The sequence below is a fragment of the Vibrio sp. 10N.286.52.F8 genome, assembly GCF_041468745.1.
Classification (GTDB): Bacteria; Pseudomonadota; Gammaproteobacteria; order Enterobacterales; family Vibrionaceae; genus Vibrio; species Vibrio crassostreae_C.
This window is the reverse complement of the sequence record NZ_JBFRJF010000041.1, coordinates 1-19,777: the sequence shown is the minus strand read 5'-3', so window position 1 is coordinate 19,777 and position 19,777 is coordinate 1. Positions and strand designations below refer to the sequence as shown.

Sequence of the window (19,777 nt, the reverse complement as noted above, 5' to 3'; positions counted from 1 at the left end):
CGCTGCCTCTGACATATTTCCGTTTCGAAGACCCTTTCGGGTATGGAGGTTGGGTGAGAGGAACTCTAGGCAGAGCGTTATCATTACATCCTCGGAGTTGATAACTAGGGCGGTTATATCCAACGATATTTCCGCCCACCTCAGTACATTATCCTGAGGAACAGTCAATTCGACCCTTGTCGCACTACATCATGCCGCCCATGCCACCCATACCGCCCATGCCACCCATATCAGGCATTGCAGGGCCAGAATCTTGTGGCTTATCAGTGATCATCGCTTCTGTTGTGATCATAAGACCAGCAACTGACGCTGCGAACTGAAGTGCAGAGCGAGTTACCTTAGTTGGATCTAGGATACCCATTGCAATCATGTCGCCGTATTCGCCAGTCGCCGCGTTGTAACCGTAGTTACCTTCGCCAGCACGAACGTTGTTAGCAACAACAGATTCTTCATCACCTGCGTTCTTCGTGATTTGACGGATAGGCGCTTCCATTGCACGTAGTGCAACACGGATACCGACGTTTTGCTCTTCGTTGTCGCCTTCAAGGCCAGCAACTTTAGATGCAGCGCGGATAAGTGCAACACCACCACCAGCAACCACACCCTCTTCAACGGCAGCGCGAGTTGCGTGAAGTGCATCTTCAACGCGGTCTTTCTTCTCTTTCATCTCAACTTCAGTTGCAGCGCCTACTTTGATTACTGCAACACCGCCAGCTAGCTTAGCTACGCGCTCTTGAAGTTTCTCTTTGTCGTAGTCAGACGTTGCATCTTCGATTTGTTGACGGATTTGAGAAACACGACCTTGGATCATTGTTTCTTCGCCCGCGCCATCGATGATGGTTGAGTTTTCTTTAGTGATAGTTACACGCTTAGCTTGACCTAGGTCTTCTAGCGTTACTTTCTCTAGGTCTAGGCCGATCTCTTCAGAGATAACCGTACCGCCAGTTAGGATAGCGATGTCTTGCAGCATAGACTTACGACGGTCACCGAAACCAGGCGCTTTAACAGCAGCCACTTTAACGATGCCACGCATGTTGTTCACAACTAGAGTTGCAAGCGCTTCGCCTTCTACATCTTCAGCGATGATAAGAAGTGGACGAGATGCCTTAGCAACTGCTTCTAGAGTCGGAAGAAGTTCACGGATGTTTGAAACTTTCTTGTCGATAAGAAGGATGAATGGGCTTTCTAGATCAACAGAACCTGCTTCTTGGTTGTTGATGAAGTAAGGAGATAGGTAACCGCGATCGAACTGCATACCTTCAACTACGTCTAGCTCGTCTTGTAGAGCCTGACCTTCTTCAACCGTGATTACGCCATCACGACCTACTTTTTCCATCGCTTCAGCAATGATGTTACCTACTGTCGAATCAGAGTTCGCAGAGATAGTACCTACTTGCGCGATAGCTTTTGTATCTGCGCATGGAACAGAAAGGCCTTTTAGCTCTTCAACTGCAGCGATAACTGCTTTGTCGATACCGCGCTTAAGATCCATTGGATTCATGCCAGCAGCAACGGCTTTTAAGCCTTCAGTGATGATTGCTTGAGCAAGAACTGTTGCTGTAGTCGTACCGTCGCCCGCCGCGTCATTCGCTTGCGAAGCCACTTCTTTAACCATTTGTGCGCCCATGTTTTGGAACTTGTCTTCAAGTTCGATTTCACGTGCAACTGAAACACCATCTTTAGTGATAGTCGGTGCGCCAAATGATTTGTCTAGAACAACGTTACGGCCTTTAGGACCTAGCGTTACTTTTACTGCGTCAGCCAGAACGTTTACACCTTCTAGCATTTTAATACGTGCGTCGTTACCAAATTTAACGTCTTTAGCAGCCATCTTAATTTCCTTTAAAATTCTTTATTAAATCAGTTCAATGTGTGGCGCGGATTACTCAACGATCGCCATGATGTCGTTTTCAGACATGATCAGAACTTCTTTGCCGTCGATCTTTTCAGTTTTAGTGCCGTAGCCTTCAGAAAAGATAACAGTATCGCCAACTTTAACGTCCAATGGTTGTACTGAACCATTTTCTAAAATGCGGCCTTTGCCAACAGCTAGAATAGTACCGCGCGTTGATTTTTCAGCGGCAGAACCAGTTAGAACGATGCCACCAGCAGATTTAGATTCAACTTCTTGGCGCTCAACGATAACTCGGTCGTGTAGAGGACGGATATTCATCGGTCGGATCTCCTGATAATTTCCATTTAATTTGATAGTTGCCACGATTGGCATGGGGTTACCCAATATGTTGGGGCGATGTGGAAGAACCCAAGGGGGGAACGAAAAAATTGTGAGCTAAAGTGCAGATTCTCACCCCTCATCTTTCCCTGCTTTTCGTTTACTCGTATCCCGCATCTGTTTATCCTACGCTTTTGGTTTCTATCGGCGTTTTGCATGCAAGATAAGCACGGGCTATTAACTGCCCCAATTGAGAGTACATTGCGTACCATGACCATACCGACCATATTCGGTATGGTGGCGATCTTGATGTTTAACCTCGTCGATACTTTCTTCATCTCATTGCTTGGCACCCAAGCCTTAGCCGCGGTGAGTTTTACCTTTCCAGTCACCTTTGCCATCAACTGCATCACCATGGGGATTGGTATTGGCTTATCGACATGTATCGGTCGATTGCTTGGCCAAGGCAGCGCACAAAATGCAGCACGCTTTACCTGTCATGGCTTATTGCTGGCTCTGCTTCTGGTCGGCTGCGCGTCTACATTAGGTATTATCGCCTTAGAACCTATGTTTACCCTGCTAGGAGCAAAGCAAGAGTTGTTGCCGCTGATATCGGAATACATGTCGGTGTGGTATCTCGCGATCCCATTTTTGGTCATCCCCATGGCAGGCAACAGCGCCATTCGTGCCAGCGGCGATACTAAAACACCCGCCAAGATCATGATGTTGGCTGGCCTTATCAATGGCGTTTTAGATCCGCTACTCATCTTCGGGTATGGGCCTTTTCCTGAACTGGGGATTCAAGGCGCTGCGATTGCCAGTGGTTTCAGTTGGTTTGGTGCGTTGTGTGGCTCACTCTACGTATTGATGGTGCGAGAAAAACTGCTTGCGCCGCCTAAGCTGACAAACATCGTCAGTGACTGGCGACAGATCTTAAAAATAGGCACCCCAGCGGCTTTGTCTAACGCTCTGAACCCACTTGCCGGCGCTATCATCATGATGATGCTGGCCAAACAAGGGACTGAAGCCGTGGCGGCGTATGGCGCAGCGCAACGTATCGAGTCCATTCTTATCATTGTGTTGATGTCTCTTACTTCGGCGCTTACGCCTTTCATGGCGCAGAACTTTGGCGCAAACAACCCACAACGCAGTTTTAAGGCACTGTTTCTGAGTATGCGTTTTGCTGTGATGTTCCAAGGTTTGATTTTCTTAATGATGGTGCCGTTGAGCATCCCCTTAGCTGCCCTGTTCTCCCAAGAAGAATCCGTACGAGGCATTTTGTGGCATTACTTGTTGGTCGTCCCCTTTAGCTATGGATTCCAAGGTATTGTGATGATGCTGATCAGTGGAATGAATGCCATGCATCAACCACTCAAAGCCTTTCAATGGAGCTTCATGCGTTTGTTTGTGTTTACCTTGCCCTTTGCGTGGATAGGCAGCCAAATTGATGGTGTCGAAGGGTTGTTTATTGGTTTAGCCTTGGGGAACATCATGGGTGGTATTTCAGGGTATTGCTTTGCACTTCGTGTGAGGGCTAAAGCAGATGCGGGATACGAAGAGGGATAGTACAAACCAAAAACTGAAAGACAAACGCTGACTACGCAGCGCTTAGTCCATCTTCGTTATATTTATGTCGCTAGAGCAAAGTTGATCGTATTTACCTTCGCTAGATTAACGTTCTGTTTTGCTTGCCACAGATCATAGTGATCCTGCATTGTTAACCAACTCTCCGGGGTTCTACCCAGTGACTTAGAAAGACGTAAAGCCATTTCAGGAGAAACTGCACTTTGGCCTTTAAGAACACGATTCAGCGTAGAAGGGGATACATCAAGCTGCTTTGCAACAAAACGACAGCTATAACCAAACGGTTCCATATATAGGTCATAAATAAACTCACCTGGGTGAGGAGGGTTGTGCATACTCATTAGTGATAATCCTCATAATTTAAAATATAGGCATTACCATCAATAAATTCGAAAGTAATACGCCAATTACCATTTACTGTGATTGACCAAATACCATCTCTATCCCCTTTTAATGGGTGAAGCTTAAAGCCAGGTAGATCAACATCATCAATAATGGTTGCAGTATCTATAGCTGCCAACTGCATCCTAAGCTTATGCTCATGCTTAGCTTGAATACCGGCTTTACTGCCAGTCTCAAAAAACTTTTTGAGACCTTTATGCTTGAATGTTTTAATCATACAGAGAGTGTAGCGTGTTGCGCATCATGAATCAAATTTCAAGCAGCTTAAGAGCAGATGCGAGATTCGGGTAAACGGGATGCGAAGAGCCTCAAAAACAGATACGAGATTCGAAGAGCTTGAGAGCAGAAAAAGACTAAAAGAAGGAAGATGACATGGAAGACACCACTTACAAAATGCTTTATGACGCACCAATTGGCAAGATGATCATTGTGAGCAATGGTGTGTCGCTTATTGAAATTGACCATGTAAATCACGAAGAGCTAATGACTAGCAATCCAGATGACCTTTGCCAACTGGCAGCGAAACAGTTAGATGAGTACTTCGCAGGTCAACGAATAGAATTCGATTTGCCATTAAGAGCGATAAAAGGCACTGAGTTTCAAAAAGTAGCTTGGCAGGCTTTAACAACCATTCCTTATGGCGAAACCATCAGTTACGGTGAACAAGCAAAGAGAATGGACAACCCAAAAGCAGTAAGAGCTGTGGGTGGTGCAAATGGCAAGAACCCATTTAGTATTGTTGTACCTTGCCATCGAGTCATCGGCGCAAATGGAACATTAACCGGCTACACCGGCGGCATGAACCGCAAAGAGTGGTTGTTGGATTTTGAACGTTCGGTTATAGATAAAACGCAATAATTTGTCTCACTAGAGCAAAAATATAAACGTTTCGCCATCAAGAAGCGCCATTATCACCAGACAACATATAGTCTATATTTAAAATTTCATATGAAGAGGTAATGATAATGTCCACTGAAACGATAGGTTACTTAAAAAAGCACGCAGCCAACCTCGATTTATCTGAACCTATGACCATTACTCAAAATGGTAAGCCCGCTTATACGATTGAATCTTATGACGATAGAAAGCATAGAGAAGAAGCTATAGCGCTAATGAAACTATTATCGTTTTCTATTGATGATAAAAAACATGGCCGAGTCAATTCAGGTACTCAGGTTCAAGATAAACTGGCAAAGCGTAAACAATCGGTTCAATAATCAACATCATCGATACGCTAATAAAAATACGCTCGATTATTTGAGTTTAATCCCATAGGTGTCAATATGGGCAAGTAGCTCATTCGATGTAATTCTATGCTTAACGAGCAAGTCAACCTTGAATGGAAGTGACGATTGTTCTAAACGATCTTGCAAGCCTGCGACGACACTTAACGAAATACCGTCCCCCTCGATAACAATATCGATGTCAGAGTTATCTTTATAAGTTCCAAGGGCTCTAGAACCAAACACCCAGGCATGAATGACTGAAGCATGGTTCAAAACAACATCCTCAATCAGCTGATATTGATGAGGCTTAAGGCCGACAGAGCCTGGGCTAACCAAATAACTATCGATCACATTTAACCTCTTGTTCGCATTGACCCTCTTGATCACATTTAAGCTTTAAATAGAGTGTGACTTGCCCTATCACTGGTGAAAATGACTCTAAGATCAGTGACTGAGCTTCAAGGACATTTTCCTCATCATAGGTGTGGGACAATAAATTTCGTTTTATGAGTGCTTCAAGCATGATCTCACACTGCTCCGAAGATAGGTGCTTAGCTTCTAAGGCTGTACGAAAAACGCTCCTCGGCGAAGCCACATCAAACCCTTCAAACTCAAGTAAGTCTTTAAGGGTCTTCCATGTAAGTTCGAAAGAAAATTCAAAAGTTTGTACTAACCCAGCGAGCTCTAACTCATTGTAGCTATCTTGTGAGCACGCTCTCTCAAGCCTTTGCTGCGCTTTCATTAAGTTTTGCAGTCGTTGCTTCCAACGGTCTGGGTTTGAGTTCATATAAACAGCCTAAATATAAGGTAAAAGACAAGTATAGTATGAGCCTTAAGCTACCTAATCATTCAAGAAATGTCACTCTTTCGATATTCATCAAGACTGTTCTTTTCGTCTTTTGTTTAAGGTCGTGCCCTTATGTTCTCCCCTGCATGTTTTTCTTACCCAATACCTGTCCTTAAGCTCTTCGCTACTCGTTTACCCGTATCTCACATCACGCATCCGTTCTTAAGCTCTTCTCATCTCGCTTACTCGTATCTCACATCTATAAAAAAGCCCGCACTTTGAAGTGCGGGCTTTCAAAATCGTTAAAGCTCAACGTGAGCCGCTGAGCCAAACAACTATTTAACTACTGACTATTTAACGATCACATCACCTGACATTTCAGCTGGAATTGCGATACCAGACAGAGAAAGCATCGTTGGTGCTAAGTCAGACAGTTTACCGCCCTCTTTGAACTCAATGTCTTTGTTACCTACGTAGATAAGTGGCACTGGTAGGTTAGTGTGTGCTGTGTGGATGCCGCCCGTTTCTGGGTTTACCATCATTTCCGCGTTACCGTGGTCAGCTGTGATTAGCAGTTGGCCGTCAGCTTCTTTGATTGCTTCAACCACTTTACCAAGACATTCGTCTAGCGACTCTACCGCTTTAACTGCTGCATCGTAAACGCCAGTGTGGCCAACCATGTCACAGTTAGGGAAGTTACAAACGATAGCGTCGTATTTGCCGCCTTTGATTGCGGCAACAAGCTTTTCAGTTAGCTCTGGTGCGCTCATTTCTGGCTGTAGGTCGTAAGTTGCTACTTTTGGAGAAGCAACAAGTTGACGCTCTTCACCTTCGAACTCGTCTTCGATACCGCCATTGAAGAAGAAAGTAACGTGCGCGTATTTCTCTGTTTCAGAGATACGTAGCTGCGTTTTACCTTGCTTCGATAGCCATTCACCGTAAGTGTTCTCTAGAGAAGCCGGTGGGAATGCACATAGAAGCGGGATGTCTGCTGCGTATTGAGTCAGCATCACGAAATCGATCGCTGGGAATACGTTACGAGCAAAACCATCGAAATCAGGAACGAATGCACGTGTAATTTCACGAGCACGGTCAGCACGGTAGTTCATGAAGATTACCGCATCGCCATCAACGATAGCGGCAGACTCTTCGCCTTCTGCTTTGATTTCAGTCGCTTTTACAAACTCATCGTTTTCATCACGAGCGTAAGCCGCTTCTAGGCCAGCAACCGCTGTATCAAACGTGAATTCTGCTTTTGCTTGAGTCAGCAGGTCGTAAGACTCTTGAACGCGATCCCAGTTGTTATCACGGTCCATTGCGTAGTAACGACCAATAAGCGAAGCCACACGGCCTTTACCTAGCTTAGCGAACAGTTCTTGGAAGCGTGCTAGTGTGTTTTCTGCGCTACGTGGCGGCGTATCACGGCCGTCTAGGAATGCATGCAGGTAGATTTTCTCTGCGCCACGCTCTGCTGCCATTTCAACAGCTGCGTAGATGTGATCTTCATGAGAGTGAACGCCACCTGGAGACATAAGGCCCATGATGTGAACCGCTTTCTCAGCTTTCACCGCTTTATCGATAGCGTTCACTAGCGTTTCAGTTTGGCCGAACTCACCATCTGAAATTGACTTAGTAATACGAGTAAGATCTTGGTATACCACGCGACCCGCACCGATGTTGGTGTGACCCACTTCTGAGTTACCCATTTGGCCATCAGGTAGGCCTACATCTAAGCCAGAAGCCGAGATTAGCGTGTTAGGTTGGTTAGCAATAAGACCGTCTAAAACTGGAGTCTTAGCGTTCGCGATAGCGTTGTCTTGGTTGTCTTCACGGTAACCGTAACCGTCAAGGATCACTAGAGCCATTGGCTTCTTAGCTGACATAGGACTGACCTCGTTCAATTCAAAATAAATCGGTATAAAAACAAATTAGCGTAATTTTACTACAGTTTACAGTCAAAACTGTAGTGGAAGATCAAGAAAGGGCGCAGGTAGGATGATCGAATGTGAAAAAAAGCGTCATTTTGTGTTTAAGGGTCGCATAAACCTTGAGCAACAGTATTTAGGGAAATATCGCTGTCGTCATTCTGTATTAACACTGAGTTACATACTAAAACCCAATATCACACTCAAAAAACAACGAACAAAACATACTCAACTGAGTGTACAAATTGATGGTTTTAACGTAAGCTACACGCAAATAAAATTATCATAAAAACTGGCTAGAGTTCATTATGTTATTAGAGCTATCATTTGTTGGCTTCTTCTCCTTTTCCTCACTCTTTTTGATGAGAAAAGTGGCAAAATCCATTGGCTTAGTGGATAAACCGAATGAGAGAAAGTTACACACTGGTGCGATCCCATTGGTAGGTGGTATAGCGATCAGCTTAACCATTGGCCAATTCATCGTTACCCATCCAGACGTCATCCCGCATAGCCCACTCTTTTTAGCTTCTGTTATTGCTCTTATTATTATCGGGGCGCTTGATGACAAATTCGACATTAGCTTCAAAATACGACTGGTGGTGCAAGCAATTCTCTCCCTCGGCATGATGTATTTCGCCGACATTCGATTAGATAACATTGGTAACCTGTTTGGTACTGGCGACCTGCATTTAGGCTTCCTGAGCCCTGTAGTAACCATACTCGCAGTGATTGGCGCGATTAACGCGTTCAATATGGTCGACGGCATTGATGGATTGTTAGGTGGGCTTGCTATTGTAACTTTTGGCGGTATCGCCGTTTTACTTCAAGTCGACAGCCAACATGGCTTAGCGTATTTATGCGTGGTGTTCATTGTCGCAACCATTCCTTATATCATGATGAATCTTGGTATTCTTGGGCGAGAGCGTAAGGTCTTTATGGGCGACGCTGGCAGCATGATGATTGGCTTTACTGTGATTTGGTTACTGCTGGGCGCAAGCCAAGATCCATCAGAAGCTATGATGAGACCAATAACTGCACTGTGGTTAATTGCTGTTCCGCTGATGGACATGGCTGCCATCATGTTCAGACGCGTACGCCGCGGTGACTCCCCTTTCAAGCCCGACCGTGAACACCTACACCACATCTTCCAACGCCTTGGTTTTACATCGCGACAAACGCTCGCCATCATTTGTGCGATCGCAAGTAGCTTTGCTGGCTTCGGTATCTACGGTGAATTCCTAGCGATCGCTGAATCGACCATGTTCATCCTGTTTATGATGTGTTTTGCTTCATACACTGTAGCCATGAGCTATGTTTGGCGTATCACAAGCTGGATTAGAAGTTGGCGTAACCTTCCAGAAAAAGTGTACTAATGATTAGAAGTGCATTAATGGCTTCGGTTTTCAAGTGAAGATGATTAAGAGCAAAAGTGCTTACATCTAAAACTTCTCAAGCTAAACGCAAAAGAGCCCAATCTCGATAAGATTGGGCTCTTTTTCTATATTTGTCTTAGTTTGAGCTATTGTAACTTAACTGCTTTAACTCTCTAATTTACCCAGCTAAGCACTGCGATAGTAGACTTGTCCGTTAACGACACATCAAACTATTTCGCTTCTAACTTCTTCCACTTTCTTACAATCTTCGCCATTTTAAACGAGTGTGTCATCGCGTAGGTGTGGAGGAAGAAACACACAACAATGGTGTAGAACATAATGTATTCTGGTACTTGGAAGTATTCGCCTAGTAACCCGAGCGTTGAGTACACCAATTGCACCAAACAGATCACCACTAACGACTCACGAGGGGTAAAGCCGATACGCTGCATAATGTGGTGAAAATGCTCGCGGTCAGGTTGGAACGGAGAGTGCCCTTTTCGAATACGACGGATCATAATGGCCATCATATCAATCAAAGGCACCGCAATTAACCACAATGCCGTCACCGGACGAATCGTATAGTGGCCGTGTTCAGGCTGTGTTCCTCGGATTAAAATCCAGATCACGAGAAAGCCGATCATCATGCTACCGGCATCGCCCATAAACACTTTACGTAGTTTGCCAAAATACCCCAAATTAAACAGCACGAAGGGAAGTAAGATAACCACCATTACTGCCATAAAGAAGGTATAAAACTCAAGGCCATGGGCATAGAACAGCACACCTAACGAGGCAAACACCACTATGCTTAAACCACCCAATAGCCCGTCAATACCATCAACCATGTTAAAAGCGTTAATTGCACCGATCACAGCTAATATGGTAACAACATAATCGATGGCAACCGGAAAGTCCCAAACACCAAACCCAAACGCATTACCAACATGAGAAAGCGTTAGCCCGGTATAATGCATTACGATCAGCGTCAAGACAGCTTGCACACCCATGCGAAGCTTAAAACTGATATCGAAGCGGTCATCTGCCACACCGATCAGCACCAGTATCGTTAAGCACGTGGCGATTACCTCTATGTTATTGATTTCTGACGCACTCACGTAGAAGAAGTACAACAAGGTAATACAAAGGGAAATACCGCCCACCAAAGGGACCACACCTTCATGATGTTTTCTAGCATTCGGTTTATCAACTAAGCCAATGGCGTAGCCGACTTTACGCATACAATACAACACCGCAAGGGCAAGAAAGAAGAACATAGAGAGTTCGATAAGGTAATCAAACAGCGACATTGATTTAAGCCCTTTGGGATAATTAAATAAAGGTGATTCCGAGGAGTGATGAAGCGACGACAATAAAAAGCTGCCATCGCGATTCATCGAATTTGGATAGGCTACACTTTCTCGGTTGCCGTTTTATCCATTTCGGCTTTGTTGCCTTTGAGGTAGACATTTTTATAACAGTAGTTCGTCGCCTCGATGTAGCCATCGACGCTACCACAGTCAAAACGCTTACCTTTAAACTTGTACGCAATCACACAACCATTTTTGGCTTGCTCTAAAAGCGCATCCGTAATTTGGATTTCGCCGCCTTTACCCGGCTGCGTTTCTTCCAAAATATCGAAGATGTCTGGCGTTAAGATGTAACGACCAATAATCGCAAGATTACTTGGTGCGGTACCTTGCTCAGGCTTTTCAACCATATCGGTAATGCGAATCAAATCATCACTTAAGTGCTCACCGGCAATCACACCGTACTTGTGCGTTTCAGATTCTGGTACTTCTTCTACCGCGACAATAGAGCAACGGAACTGGCGATACAAAGCGGCCATTTGTGCTAACACGCCTTTGTCATCATTAATGCAAAGGTCATCAGCCAAAACAACCGCAAATGGGTTATCACCCACCAGTTCTTTGCCTGTTAAAATGGCATGCCCTAGCCCTTTCATTTCGCGTTGGCGAATAAACGTATACTGAGCTGAATCAATCAAAGAGCGTATATCATCGAGTAAAGACTCTTTGTTAGTGCCTTGAATTTGGTGCTCAAGCTCGTAGTTCTTATCAAAGTGATCCATTAACGAGCTTTTACCACGGCCAGTAACAACGGCCATGCTGGTCATGCCCGCTTGAATCGCCTCGTCAACGCCATATTCAATAAGCGGCTTGTTAACGATAGGCATCATTTCTTTTGGCATGGATTTAGTTGCAGGTAAAAAGCGCGTGCCATAACCCGCTGCAGGGAATAAGCAGTGTTTGATCATGATTTAAATTCTTATGTGTTATTAACTGACGAATATATAAAATATTGCGGATGATATTGAGACATTTCCATCTCAAATAGTGCCTCAAACCCAAGTTAAGTTGAGGCACTACAATTATTAGAGTTTTGAGGTTTATTGAAAATATGAACGCCCCAAAGTAATACACATTAGGGACTCTATTGGAAGGAGAAGAACTAATCGCTGCCGAATAGATCGCGCGTATATACTTTGTCTTTCACATCCGCCAAATTTTGGGCCATACGGTTTGAGACAATCACATCACAGCTTGACTTGAACTGTTCGAAATCCGTTAACACTAATGAGCGGAAGAACTCTTTTTCTTTCAGCTCCGGTTCAAACACCACCACTTCAATGCCTTTCGCCTTCAAGCGTTTCATAATGCCTTGAATACTTGAAGCACGGAAGTTGTCAGAGCCTGACTTCATCACTAAACGGTAGATGCCTACGCGTGTAGGGTTACGCTTGATGATTGAATCAGCAATAAAATCTTTACGTGTGGTATTCGAATCTACAATCGCACCTATGATGTTATTCGGTACGTCTGAGTAATTCGCTCGCAGTTGTTTGGTGTCTTTCGGCAAACAGTAACCACCGTAACCAAATGACGGGTTGTTGTAATGTGAACCAATACGCGGATCTAAACACACACCATCAATGATTTGGCGCGTATCTAAGCCGTGCGATTCTGCATAAGTATCTAGCTCATTAAAGTAAGCGACGCGCAGGGCCAAGTAAGTATTGGAAAACAGCTTTACCGCTTCTGCTTCGGTCGAGTCGGTATACAAGATTTCAACGTCTTTCTTGACCGCGCCTTCTAGTAGTAGGTTAGCGAATACTGCCGCGCGTTCAGAACGTTCGCCCACTACAATGCGCGATGGGTGCAGGTTGTCATATAACGCTTTACCTTCACGTAAAAACTCAGGTGAGAACAGTAGGTTTTCACAACCGAATTCTTGTTTAATTCGTGCCGTATAACCGACAGGCACAGTAGATTTGATCACCATCACCGCATTTGGGTTAGTCGCCATTACGTCTTTAATTACCGCTTCAACGGAAGAGGTATTGAAGTAATTCGTCTCTACGTCATAATCAGTTGGTGTGGCGATGATGACGTATTCCGCGTTGGAATAAGCTAACTCTTTATCAAGTGTCGCGGTGAAGTTGAGTGATTTATTGGTCAGGAAATCGGTGATTTCTGTATCAACAATCGGAGACTGCTTGTTATTAAGCATATCTACTTTTTCAGCCACGATATCAACCGCGACAACTTCATTATGCTGCGATAACAGCATCGCATTTGATAAGCCTACATAGCCGGTACCGGCAATTGCAATTTTCATAATGAACCTTATTTTAGTAGCTCTAAAAAATATTTAGTCTTAGCTTCACGATCAAAATACTCTTCAGCATAAGATCTTGAGCTTGAGATAATATCACCCATATTACCATCATTATAAATCTGTAAAGTTGCGATAACTGCTGCGTTAATATCGCCAAGTTCCACACAAACACCATTACAAAAATTTACTACTGCATCTCTAGAGCCTGGGACATTATAAACAACGACTGGGATGCCCATTGAATTAGCTTCCATTACACAAACTGGAAACCCTTCTCGTTTTGAAGGAAGCAGTAAAATGTCCGATTCTTCATAAAAAAACTTTGGGTCAGCTACATAACCTTTAAAACTAACTAAGTCACCAAACTCCAAGTTATAGTTTTCAATATCTTTAGAAGTTAAAGAGCTAGGGTTGTTAGGGTATATATCGCCAACAACTGTTAGCGTGCATCCATAATCCAATAGCCCTCTAAAAATATCAAAAACATCTTTTATTCCCTTATCTTTAATTAGTCTTCCAACATAGATCAATCTAATTGGGGGAGCTAGTGAGTTATTTTTATGAGATGAACGACTAAAAAATTTCGTGTCTACACCAATACCACCGCTTACTAAGTCGGATTGATTACCAAGTATATCCCTCTCATCATTATTACAAAACACCCTAGTTATATTTGGTTGGTTAAGTAGAAAACGCATTATTCTTACCGGAACACCACCTTTCAAAAATATAGATCCTAATCCCTCGATACTCACTAAAACTTTTTTATAAAAAATAAATAAAGACACAAAACACATCAAGTATGACACAAGGAAATGACATACTACTGAAGGATTATCTAGATTTAATTTCAATCGTATTAGATGAGCATTCATAAATAATGATGATATTAATGTTCCAAACACACCTTTAAAAGATGGTACCCAATAAACCTTACACCCTTTATTAACCAATTCACGATTCGAATTTTCACAATCATTTGGAGATATTATAAATACGTTTCCACCGGACTTTAGATATTCATCAATATAAGATACTCTAAACTTTAAAGTGGTCGCAATTGAGTTCTGTATAATAATCAAATCCTTCATCAACCAAATAACCTTTTAGATAAGTAACATATTGACAAAAATAAAACCTTGGCTAAGCCAACCTTGTATTTATAACAGAGCCTCATCCAAGAAAACATAGATTTGCATTTTATTGAAGGTCCCATAAGTTGAATTACTAGAAAGTTCAATAATTCATTCCCTTTAAACCCTTCTCTATATTTATCAATAAAATATTCACTTCTCTTTATTGACCAACCCTTTTGAATAGCAGTTCTATCATCTTTAACGTAATAAGAAAGATATTTATCTACGAATATAACATTTAATTTAAAAAGGTCTATAGCATAAACTAATTGGAAGTCTTGATGCCTGAATAGCGACTCATCAAATCCACCAATCAAATAAAAATCTTCCCTTGAGATCATGATTGAGGATGTTTGCAGTACCAGATTATGCTCTAACTTGCCAAAAAGATTGAAAAAACCTGTTCTATTCGAATCATAATCACTTCTCACTGATTCTTTAATTACAGGTTTTCCCCTTAATATGGGTTTCGTTTTACAAGTAACTACACTATTCTTTTTGTAAACAGATACTTGCTCAGCTATTTTAGTTGGTTCCCATAAGTCATCAGCATCAAGAAAGCAAATTAAATCACCTTTAGATAACTCAACACCTTTATTTCTTGCAGCTGCACCATTTAAATTTTTCGGCTGTCTAAATAGAGTCAAATTACTTTTTGCTAATCCAGACACCAAATTAACAAGATCATCGAAATCATCGGAGTGATCATCAACAATGATGACTTCAATATGTGCATAAGTTTGACTATACACTGCACAAAGAGTCTCTTTCATATACTTACTGGAGTTATAAGATGGTATGACTACAGAAACGAGCATGTAAACCTCTAAATTCTAATTAAATATTAACATTCTTCTTTAAAATAAAAATCTTAAAAGATAGTACTAAAAATATCTGTAGAGTATAAGCAATAATAATAACTTCAACTCCATAAGCACTTAATCCAAAAATACAAATAACTAAGTACATAATATTTGCTATAGTAAGAAAAAATACATCTTTACCAACAAATCCTGACGCTTGAAAAAAAACATGAATTAATAAAAAGCAACTCGAAATCAAAAAAACAGACGTATATATAAAGTTAAATTTAAAATCTGAGTATGACAAATCAAAAACCATCTTATAAAGATAATATATCTCATCCATGTACACGTATGAGGTCACTAACATTCCCACACCAAAAAAAACAAGAATCACACTAATTTTAACAACATAACTCAATGATGTGTTAAAACCTTGCTCTTCTATTTTTTTTACCAACACAGGGTAGTATATTTGATTAACCACATTTATAAAAACTCCAAATCCTTGATTTATTCTTTTTGCGATATCATATATAGCAACTGAACTATTACCTAGTATAGATGAAACCAAAAATTTATCTAAATGTTGAACTGGCAAATCGACTATTGATTTCAAAGAAACTAAATAGGAAAACTTTATAAAACGATTGAAATATAAAAAATCCAACCTTTCTAACCTAAACATACCAATTATGGCCAACAATAGTTGATGTCGCATGGTGATTGATGCAAATAGTAACACTAGAAGATTACTAGCCATAAAGAACAAAGAGTATGTTAATAAATCCCCATGATTGATTATAGTTAATGCGCCTAATAATCTTATGAATGATCTTAAAGATTCACAAAAGGATAGGAATAGAAATTTATCGTTAACCCTACAAATCCCTATAAAAAATGAAAATGGGTTAAATAAAAGTGCTAGTGAAAAAACAAATGCTACTTGATTACTTACGATGAAAAATAAATCAGAAAAAACAGGTGATGTTAACGTGAAATAAATTATTATCGCACCAAGTAAACAAGAAAATACATCAGCAATTAAACTAAAGGTGAGTAATTTTTCTTTGTTACTCTCAGATTGAAACCAAAATTTTATGAATGCTTGCCAAGGTTGTAAGCTAGTTAAAATCTGAGTAACTAAAAAAGAGGTTAGAATTATAGATAATTCGCCATAACCATTTATACCAAGCCCAGTCAATAATAGAGGTATAGTAATAAAGTTAATCACGGCTACTGACGCACTTCCTGTAAATGCCCCAACAAAGTTTTTTATCAGTTTAATGTTCATGTCTCAGCATCATATCAAATTTTTTAGATATACTGCCCCATGTGAACTTACCTATGTCATTCTGAATAACATAACTGTCACTTGAGATTGCCTTGCTTATAGCATTCGATATTGATTCAGGATTACATTTACAATAAAAGCCATTCCCCCCCAAAATTTCAGGAATTCCTCCATCTTCAGTCGCTATAACTTTACACCCCTTCACGAACCCTTCTAAAGCAACCATACCAAAAGGTTCTTTCCACTTAGAAGGTACTGCCAAAACTTCGCTTCTATTCATCTCATCAAGAAGCTCTTTATGGTCGAGATAGCCTAAAAAATTAATATTATTTTTGTATTTAGATAATTTTATTTCATTTTCTAAGTCGATTAGATACTTGGTTTTTTGAGAACTACTCCCCGAAGAAACTCCGCCAACTATATTAAGTACGTAATCGTTATTATTAGACCTAAATAAGTTAAATGCTTTAACTAATTCTATAACACCTTTACTTTCAATAATTCTTCCTGCAAAAAGTATTGATCTGTTTTTTGGAGCATTTTTATAATTTATCTCTTTATCTGATACTCCATTATAAATAACTTCACTTATCGATGCCAATTCAGGGTACTTATATACTGTTTCATTCTTCAAAAAATTTGAGCAATAAATTATTTTATCGGCTGATCGATTAAGTTTAGCTACCGTAGTAGACGTAGAATGATATAAATGGCTATTATGCATATGAAGGAATATTTTCCCCTTGAAACCAAGCATTCTTAGTAATGCAGGAACCTTAGGTCTATTATGAACAATAATCAAGTCTAATTTTTTAACATGCCTAAATATAGAGCATATCCAAATAGTATCTCTACATGTTATTTTTTTTATGTAAAAAAATAGCTTGTCAAGTAATAAGCCTTTTGAGAATGTTCGTTCAAGTTTCTTTACTATACTACAATAACTCCCATAATAACTATTATATACATTATCCCCATAGTCATTCTTATCGCTAGCGGAGTATATCGAGTATTCAAATTCTTTACTTGATCGAGAACTCACTTCATAAACCCATCTTGCTATCGCACCACCGAAATGGGAATCATAACTTTCAGCATAAGGGAAAATCACACCAATATTATTTGACATTTATTATATCCTATTTTTATTTCTAGTTACCTTATATAGCCATAATGGTATTACTGAGAAAACCAAAGTTTTAATTGGTGGGAAACTGGCACGGGAAGTAACCATACTTAACATATGCATCATTCTAGTTTTTAAACTGGGTCCACCGACTCTGAGTAGCGCAATGTAATAGCTATCAACCATTGAATATATGTATGTATCAATGCATTTCTCGTTCGCATATTTTACATATAAACAGCGATTAGTCAGCAATTCATCAACGACTCTTCTAAAGCTAATCACATTCTTTTGTGTGAATTGAGAAGTCACTGTCGATTCCGACCTTATCCTTCTGCGATAAAGTATATCTGGAATGACTTTAATATTTCGCTTACCTTTAATGAATAAGTCTGTTGTGAACAAATTATCTTCATAAATTATACCATTTACGAATTTAACATCATCAATTAACTTAGAGTTAAACACATAATGGCAAGGCTGAACAAAATAAGAAGATTTATTTATGCTTTCATTAAAAAATTCACTTTGCGATACAATATCATTAGAAAATTTCGGCCTCAAATAACTCAACTGCTCATGATTAAAGTTAATATCGTCATTGTCTAAAAAATAATCCCCATTAAAGGCTATGATATCTATATTTTTATTGCTAGATATAATTAAACTAGTTATTATATCCACCGAACAAAGGGAAATTAGATCGTCAGAGTCGACAAACCAAATATAATCTCCCGTAGCCTCTTGAATACCTCGATTCCTTGCATTTGATTGGCCTGAATTATTTTGCGAGATGACTTTGACATTTCCTTTTCTAATATAACAGTTAGCCTTATCTAAAGTACTATCTGTAGAACCATCATTAATTATAATAACTTCCACATTACTATTAATCTTAATCTGTTGCACGATTGAACTTAAGCAGTCATCTATATATCTTTCAACATTGTACGCTGGTATTATTATCGATAGGATCATGATTTAGTCTTACTTGTTGGTTTTATCTTACACAAAAAATTAATGATGAAAAATACAATAAAATAATATATGTATTTATATTTAGCTCCAAAATAGTATGCATAACACATCATGAGTAGTGAGAATAAAATATATGAGCAAATAAACCCACCCAATAGTGTATTACTATTCCTGAAATAAATAAAAATGTAAATCATTGATGTAAAAAACAAAAAAGATAACACATAGAAGAAGTCAGCTAATATATGTGGATACCCAGTAACCATGTTGTACTTATAATTAACTAGAAAATCAACTTGTGGTAAGTTCCTTGGAATATCAATAAGTAGCGTCATACCTCCTAGATATGCGTCAAATGGATAAGAAAATATGATCCCATCCATCTCTAATACATAAAATAAATTTATATAATTTGGAACTAAATAATCGACGATAGCAAATAGGTTGAAATCATCTCCTCCCCCTCTAACAAGAAAAGAAAAGAAAGCAAAGAATATAACGAATATAAAAACAACAGAAATGAAAAATACTTTTGATTTTTTGGATAATTCATTAATTGAGACATAGAATAATAGTGGAAAAAACAAAGCATCGAAAACAGTAAATTTTATACCATGAAAAATAGAAAACAAAAGAGCAAGCGTGAATATAGCAATATCAATTGCTGAGCTTTTACCTTTTATTTTATTCTTAAAAACGATCAGAATCATACATGGAACATGAAGAAAGTACATATAGTTGACAAGCCAATTTGCACCAAAAGACTCTTCATAATCTCTCGCACCCTCAAACATTAAATTTATATTAAATCCAATATTTGACAGATTTGAAATCAATGCCAATAGTGAGCAAGAAAACGTAATAAATATAAAGAAGTTTATCCTTTGTAAAGAATAATCGACACTGTCATTAATATATAATCGACCATTTAGGTTTAACTTGAGAAGGTATGGTATAAAAAATCCAATAACATATGAAACCACCAATATAGATACAGATAAATAACTAACATAAGTCAAAGAAAAATTATTAAAATGTATATATTGCTGATACTCATCAAATCGAACTAAACTAAATACTAAAATGAAGATTGACGGAAAGGATACAAATGATAGAACTTTATCATGAGTCCGATCCAACTTGTATACCAATATAAATATGAATATACTAAATACGTATGTTAAAGCTTCTATGTACATAATTATTACTTGGTAGGTATTAATGTTGATAACATCATACATTTAAGTTAAATGCAGGGTAAGATTACGAAGCCCATAGCCCTGCAAGGACTTGCGAAAGGTAGTTGTTGTTACGGTTCGCTTTTTTCTGCT

The 19,777-nt window shown here is 39.8% G+C and carries 19 protein-coding genes; 4 read left to right on the top strand and 15 right to left on the bottom strand.

Annotation, left to right across the window (positions count from 1 at the left end; genetic code table 11):
• Positions 1–184: 184 nt before the first annotated feature.
• Together groL and AB4133_RS18620 are read right to left on the bottom strand one after the other, a co-directional pair.
• On the bottom strand, positions 185–1,831 hold the full coding sequence (groL, locus tag AB4133_RS18625) for a chaperonin GroEL (RefSeq protein WP_017061290.1): 1,647 nt from the start codon (positions 1,829–1,831) through the stop codon (positions 185–187).
• A 51-nt stretch (positions 1,832–1,882) separates the two neighbouring features.
• Positions 1,883–2,173, bottom strand: coding sequence for a co-chaperone GroES (locus AB4133_RS18620; protein ID WP_004733324.1), 291 nt, complete (start codon positions 2,171–2,173; stop codon positions 1,883–1,885).
• A gap of 216 nt (positions 2,174–2,389) precedes the next feature.
• On the opposite strand from AB4133_RS18620, the gene AB4133_RS18615 reads away from it, so the two are divergent.
• A complete protein-coding gene (locus AB4133_RS18615; protein WP_372225313.1) occupies positions 2,390–3,739 on the top strand; it encodes an MATE family efflux transporter in 1,350 nt (449 codons plus the stop codon).
• A gap of 62 nt (positions 3,740–3,801) precedes the next feature.
• Here AB4133_RS18615 and AB4133_RS18610 read toward each other — a convergent pair whose 3' ends face one another.
• Entirely contained in the window at positions 3,802–4,098 is a 297-nt protein-coding gene (locus AB4133_RS18610; protein ID WP_017067998.1) for a HigA family addiction module antitoxin, read from the bottom strand.
• Positions 4,098–4,376: a type II toxin-antitoxin system RelE/ParE family toxin gene (locus tag AB4133_RS18605; protein WP_372225311.1), complete on the bottom strand. Its 279-nt coding sequence runs from the start codon at positions 4,374–4,376 to the stop codon at positions 4,098–4,100. Before AB4133_RS18605 ends, AB4133_RS18610 begins: the two co-directional genes overlap by 1 nt.
• A 155-nt stretch (positions 4,377–4,531) precedes the next feature.
• Here AB4133_RS18605 and AB4133_RS18600 point away from each other — a divergent pair, with 155 nt between their 5' ends.
• A complete protein-coding gene (locus AB4133_RS18600; protein ID WP_372179426.1) occupies positions 4,532–5,017 on the top strand; it encodes a methylated-DNA--[protein]-cysteine S-methyltransferase in 486 nt (161 codons plus the stop codon).
• Between the two features lie 107 nt (positions 5,018–5,124).
• Positions 5,125–5,376 (top strand): type II toxin-antitoxin system Phd/YefM family antitoxin, encoded by a 252-nt coding sequence (locus AB4133_RS18595; RefSeq protein ID WP_372225310.1) that lies wholly within the window; start codon positions 5,125–5,127, stop codon positions 5,374–5,376.
• Positions 5,377–5,412: 36 nt separating this feature from the next.
• On the opposite strand, the gene AB4133_RS18590 is transcribed toward AB4133_RS18595, so the two are convergent.
• The 3 genes from AB4133_RS18590 to gpmM form a co-directional block, all read right to left on the bottom strand.
• Positions 5,413–5,736 carry a nucleotidyltransferase family protein gene (locus AB4133_RS18590; protein ID WP_017093684.1) on the bottom strand — a complete coding sequence of 108 codons (324 nt, stop codon included), beginning with the start codon at positions 5,734–5,736 and terminating at the stop codon, positions 5,413–5,415.
• Positions 5,726–6,172, bottom strand: coding sequence for an HI0074 family nucleotidyltransferase substrate-binding subunit (locus AB4133_RS18585; protein ID WP_017093683.1), 447 nt, complete (start codon positions 6,170–6,172; stop codon positions 5,726–5,728). The genes AB4133_RS18590 and AB4133_RS18585 overlap by 11 nt, the downstream gene beginning before the upstream one ends.
• Positions 6,173–6,522: 350 nt before the next feature.
• On the bottom strand, positions 6,523–8,055 hold the full coding sequence (gpmM, locus tag AB4133_RS18580) for a 2,3-bisphosphoglycerate-independent phosphoglycerate mutase (protein ID WP_372225308.1): 1,533 nt from the start codon (positions 8,053–8,055) through the stop codon (positions 6,523–6,525).
• A gap of 350 nt (positions 8,056–8,405) precedes the next feature.
• Here gpmM and wecA (AB4133_RS18575) point away from each other — a divergent pair, with 350 nt between their 5' ends.
• Positions 8,406–9,470 carry a UDP-N-acetylglucosamine--undecaprenyl-phosphate N-acetylglucosaminephosphotransferase gene (wecA, locus tag AB4133_RS18575; protein ID WP_372165252.1) on the top strand — a complete coding sequence of 355 codons (1,065 nt, stop codon included), beginning with the start codon at positions 8,406–8,408 and terminating at the stop codon, positions 9,468–9,470.
• A gap of 230 nt (positions 9,471–9,700) precedes the next feature.
• On the opposite strand, the gene wecA (AB4133_RS18570) is transcribed toward wecA (AB4133_RS18575), so the two are convergent.
• From wecA (AB4133_RS18570) to AB4133_RS18535, 8 genes are all read right to left on the bottom strand, one after another.
• The gene (gene wecA / locus AB4133_RS18570) at positions 9,701–10,780 is read right to left on the bottom strand and encodes a UDP-N-acetylglucosamine--undecaprenyl-phosphate N-acetylglucosaminephosphotransferase (RefSeq protein ID WP_372225307.1); all 1,080 of its coding nucleotides are present in this window, start codon (positions 10,778–10,780) and stop codon (positions 9,701–9,703) included.
• Positions 10,781–10,881: 101 nt separating this feature from the next.
• Complete coding sequence (gene galU / locus AB4133_RS18565; RefSeq protein ID WP_372150017.1) at positions 10,882–11,748, bottom strand: UTP--glucose-1-phosphate uridylyltransferase GalU; 867 nt, start codon at positions 11,746–11,748, stop codon at positions 10,882–10,884.
• 194 nt (positions 11,749–11,942) lie between these two features.
• Positions 11,943–13,109, bottom strand: coding sequence for a nucleotide sugar dehydrogenase (locus tag AB4133_RS18560; protein WP_372225305.1), 1,167 nt, complete (start codon positions 13,107–13,109; stop codon positions 11,943–11,945).
• Positions 13,110–13,117: 8 nt separating this feature from the next.
• Complete coding sequence (locus AB4133_RS18555) at positions 13,118–14,200, bottom strand: glycosyltransferase (protein WP_372225302.1); 1,083 nt, start codon at positions 14,198–14,200, stop codon at positions 13,118–13,120.
• Positions 14,200–15,063: a glycosyltransferase family 2 protein gene (locus AB4133_RS18550; protein WP_372225300.1), complete on the bottom strand. Its 864-nt coding sequence runs from the start codon at positions 15,061–15,063 to the stop codon at positions 14,200–14,202. The genes AB4133_RS18555 and AB4133_RS18550 overlap by 1 nt, the downstream gene beginning before the upstream one ends.
• Positions 15,064–15,082: 19 nt before the next feature.
• Entirely contained in the window at positions 15,083–16,342 is a 1,260-nt protein-coding gene (locus tag AB4133_RS18545; RefSeq protein WP_372225298.1) for a lipopolysaccharide biosynthesis protein, read from the bottom strand.
• Entirely contained in the window at positions 16,332–17,471 is a 1,140-nt protein-coding gene (locus AB4133_RS18540; RefSeq protein ID WP_372225296.1) for a glycosyltransferase family 4 protein, read from the bottom strand. The genes AB4133_RS18545 and AB4133_RS18540 overlap by 11 nt, the downstream gene beginning before the upstream one ends.
• A 3-nt stretch (positions 17,472–17,474) precedes the next feature.
• The gene (locus tag AB4133_RS18535) at positions 17,475–18,446 is read right to left on the bottom strand and encodes a glycosyltransferase family 2 protein (protein ID WP_372225294.1); all 972 of its coding nucleotides are present in this window, start codon (positions 18,444–18,446) and stop codon (positions 17,475–17,477) included.
• Positions 18,447–19,777: the final 1,331 nt, after the last annotated feature.

Bases quoted from the DNA above. Each gene is read 5' to 3' on its own strand.
- AB4133_RS18560 (WP_372225305.1), bottom strand. From the start codon at position 13,109: ATGAAAATTGCAATTGCCGGTACCGGCTATGTAGGCTTATCAAATGCG.
- AB4133_RS18555 (WP_372225302.1), bottom strand. From the start codon at position 14,200: ATGAAGGATTTGATTATTATACAGAACTCAATTGCGACCACTTTAAAG.
- AB4133_RS18620 (WP_004733324.1), bottom strand. From the start codon at position 2,173: ATGAATATCCGTCCTCTACACGACCGAGTTATCGTTGAGCGCCAAGAA.
- groL (WP_017061290.1), bottom strand. From the start codon at position 1,831: ATGGCTGCTAAAGACGTTAAATTTGGTAACGACGCACGTATTAAAATG.
- AB4133_RS18550 (WP_372225300.1), bottom strand. From the start codon at position 15,063: ATGCTCGTTTCTGTAGTCATACCATCTTATAACTCCAGTAAGTATATG.
- AB4133_RS18600 (WP_372179426.1), top strand. From the start codon at position 4,532: ATGGAAGACACCACTTACAAAATGCTTTATGACGCACCAATTGGCAAG.
- wecA (WP_372165252.1), top strand. From the start codon at position 8,406: ATGTTATTAGAGCTATCATTTGTTGGCTTCTTCTCCTTTTCCTCACTC.
- AB4133_RS18605 (WP_372225311.1), bottom strand. From the start codon at position 4,376: ATGATTAAAACATTCAAGCATAAAGGTCTCAAAAAGTTTTTTGAGACT.
- wecA (WP_372225307.1), bottom strand. From the start codon at position 10,780: ATGTCGCTGTTTGATTACCTTATCGAACTCTCTATGTTCTTCTTTCTT.
- AB4133_RS18595 (WP_372225310.1), top strand. From the start codon at position 5,125: ATGTCCACTGAAACGATAGGTTACTTAAAAAAGCACGCAGCCAACCTC.
- AB4133_RS18545 (WP_372225298.1), bottom strand. From the start codon at position 16,342: ATGAACATTAAACTGATAAAAAACTTTGTTGGGGCATTTACAGGAAGT.
- AB4133_RS18615 (WP_372225313.1), top strand. From the start codon at position 2,390: ATGCAAGATAAGCACGGGCTATTAACTGCCCCAATTGAGAGTACATTG.
- galU (WP_372150017.1), bottom strand. From the start codon at position 11,748: ATGATCAAACACTGCTTATTCCCTGCAGCGGGTTATGGCACGCGCTTT.
- AB4133_RS18535 (WP_372225294.1), bottom strand. From the start codon at position 18,446: ATGATCCTATCGATAATAATACCAGCGTACAATGTTGAAAGATATATA.
- AB4133_RS18540 (WP_372225296.1), bottom strand. From the start codon at position 17,471: ATGTCAAATAATATTGGTGTGATTTTCCCTTATGCTGAAAGTTATGAT.
- gpmM (WP_372225308.1), bottom strand. From the start codon at position 8,055: ATGTCAGCTAAGAAGCCAATGGCTCTAGTGATCCTTGACGGTTACGGT.
- AB4133_RS18585 (WP_017093683.1), bottom strand. From the start codon at position 6,172: ATGAACTCAAACCCAGACCGTTGGAAGCAACGACTGCAAAACTTAATG.
- AB4133_RS18610 (WP_017067998.1), bottom strand. From the start codon at position 4,098: ATGAGTATGCACAACCCTCCTCACCCAGGTGAGTTTATTTATGACCTA.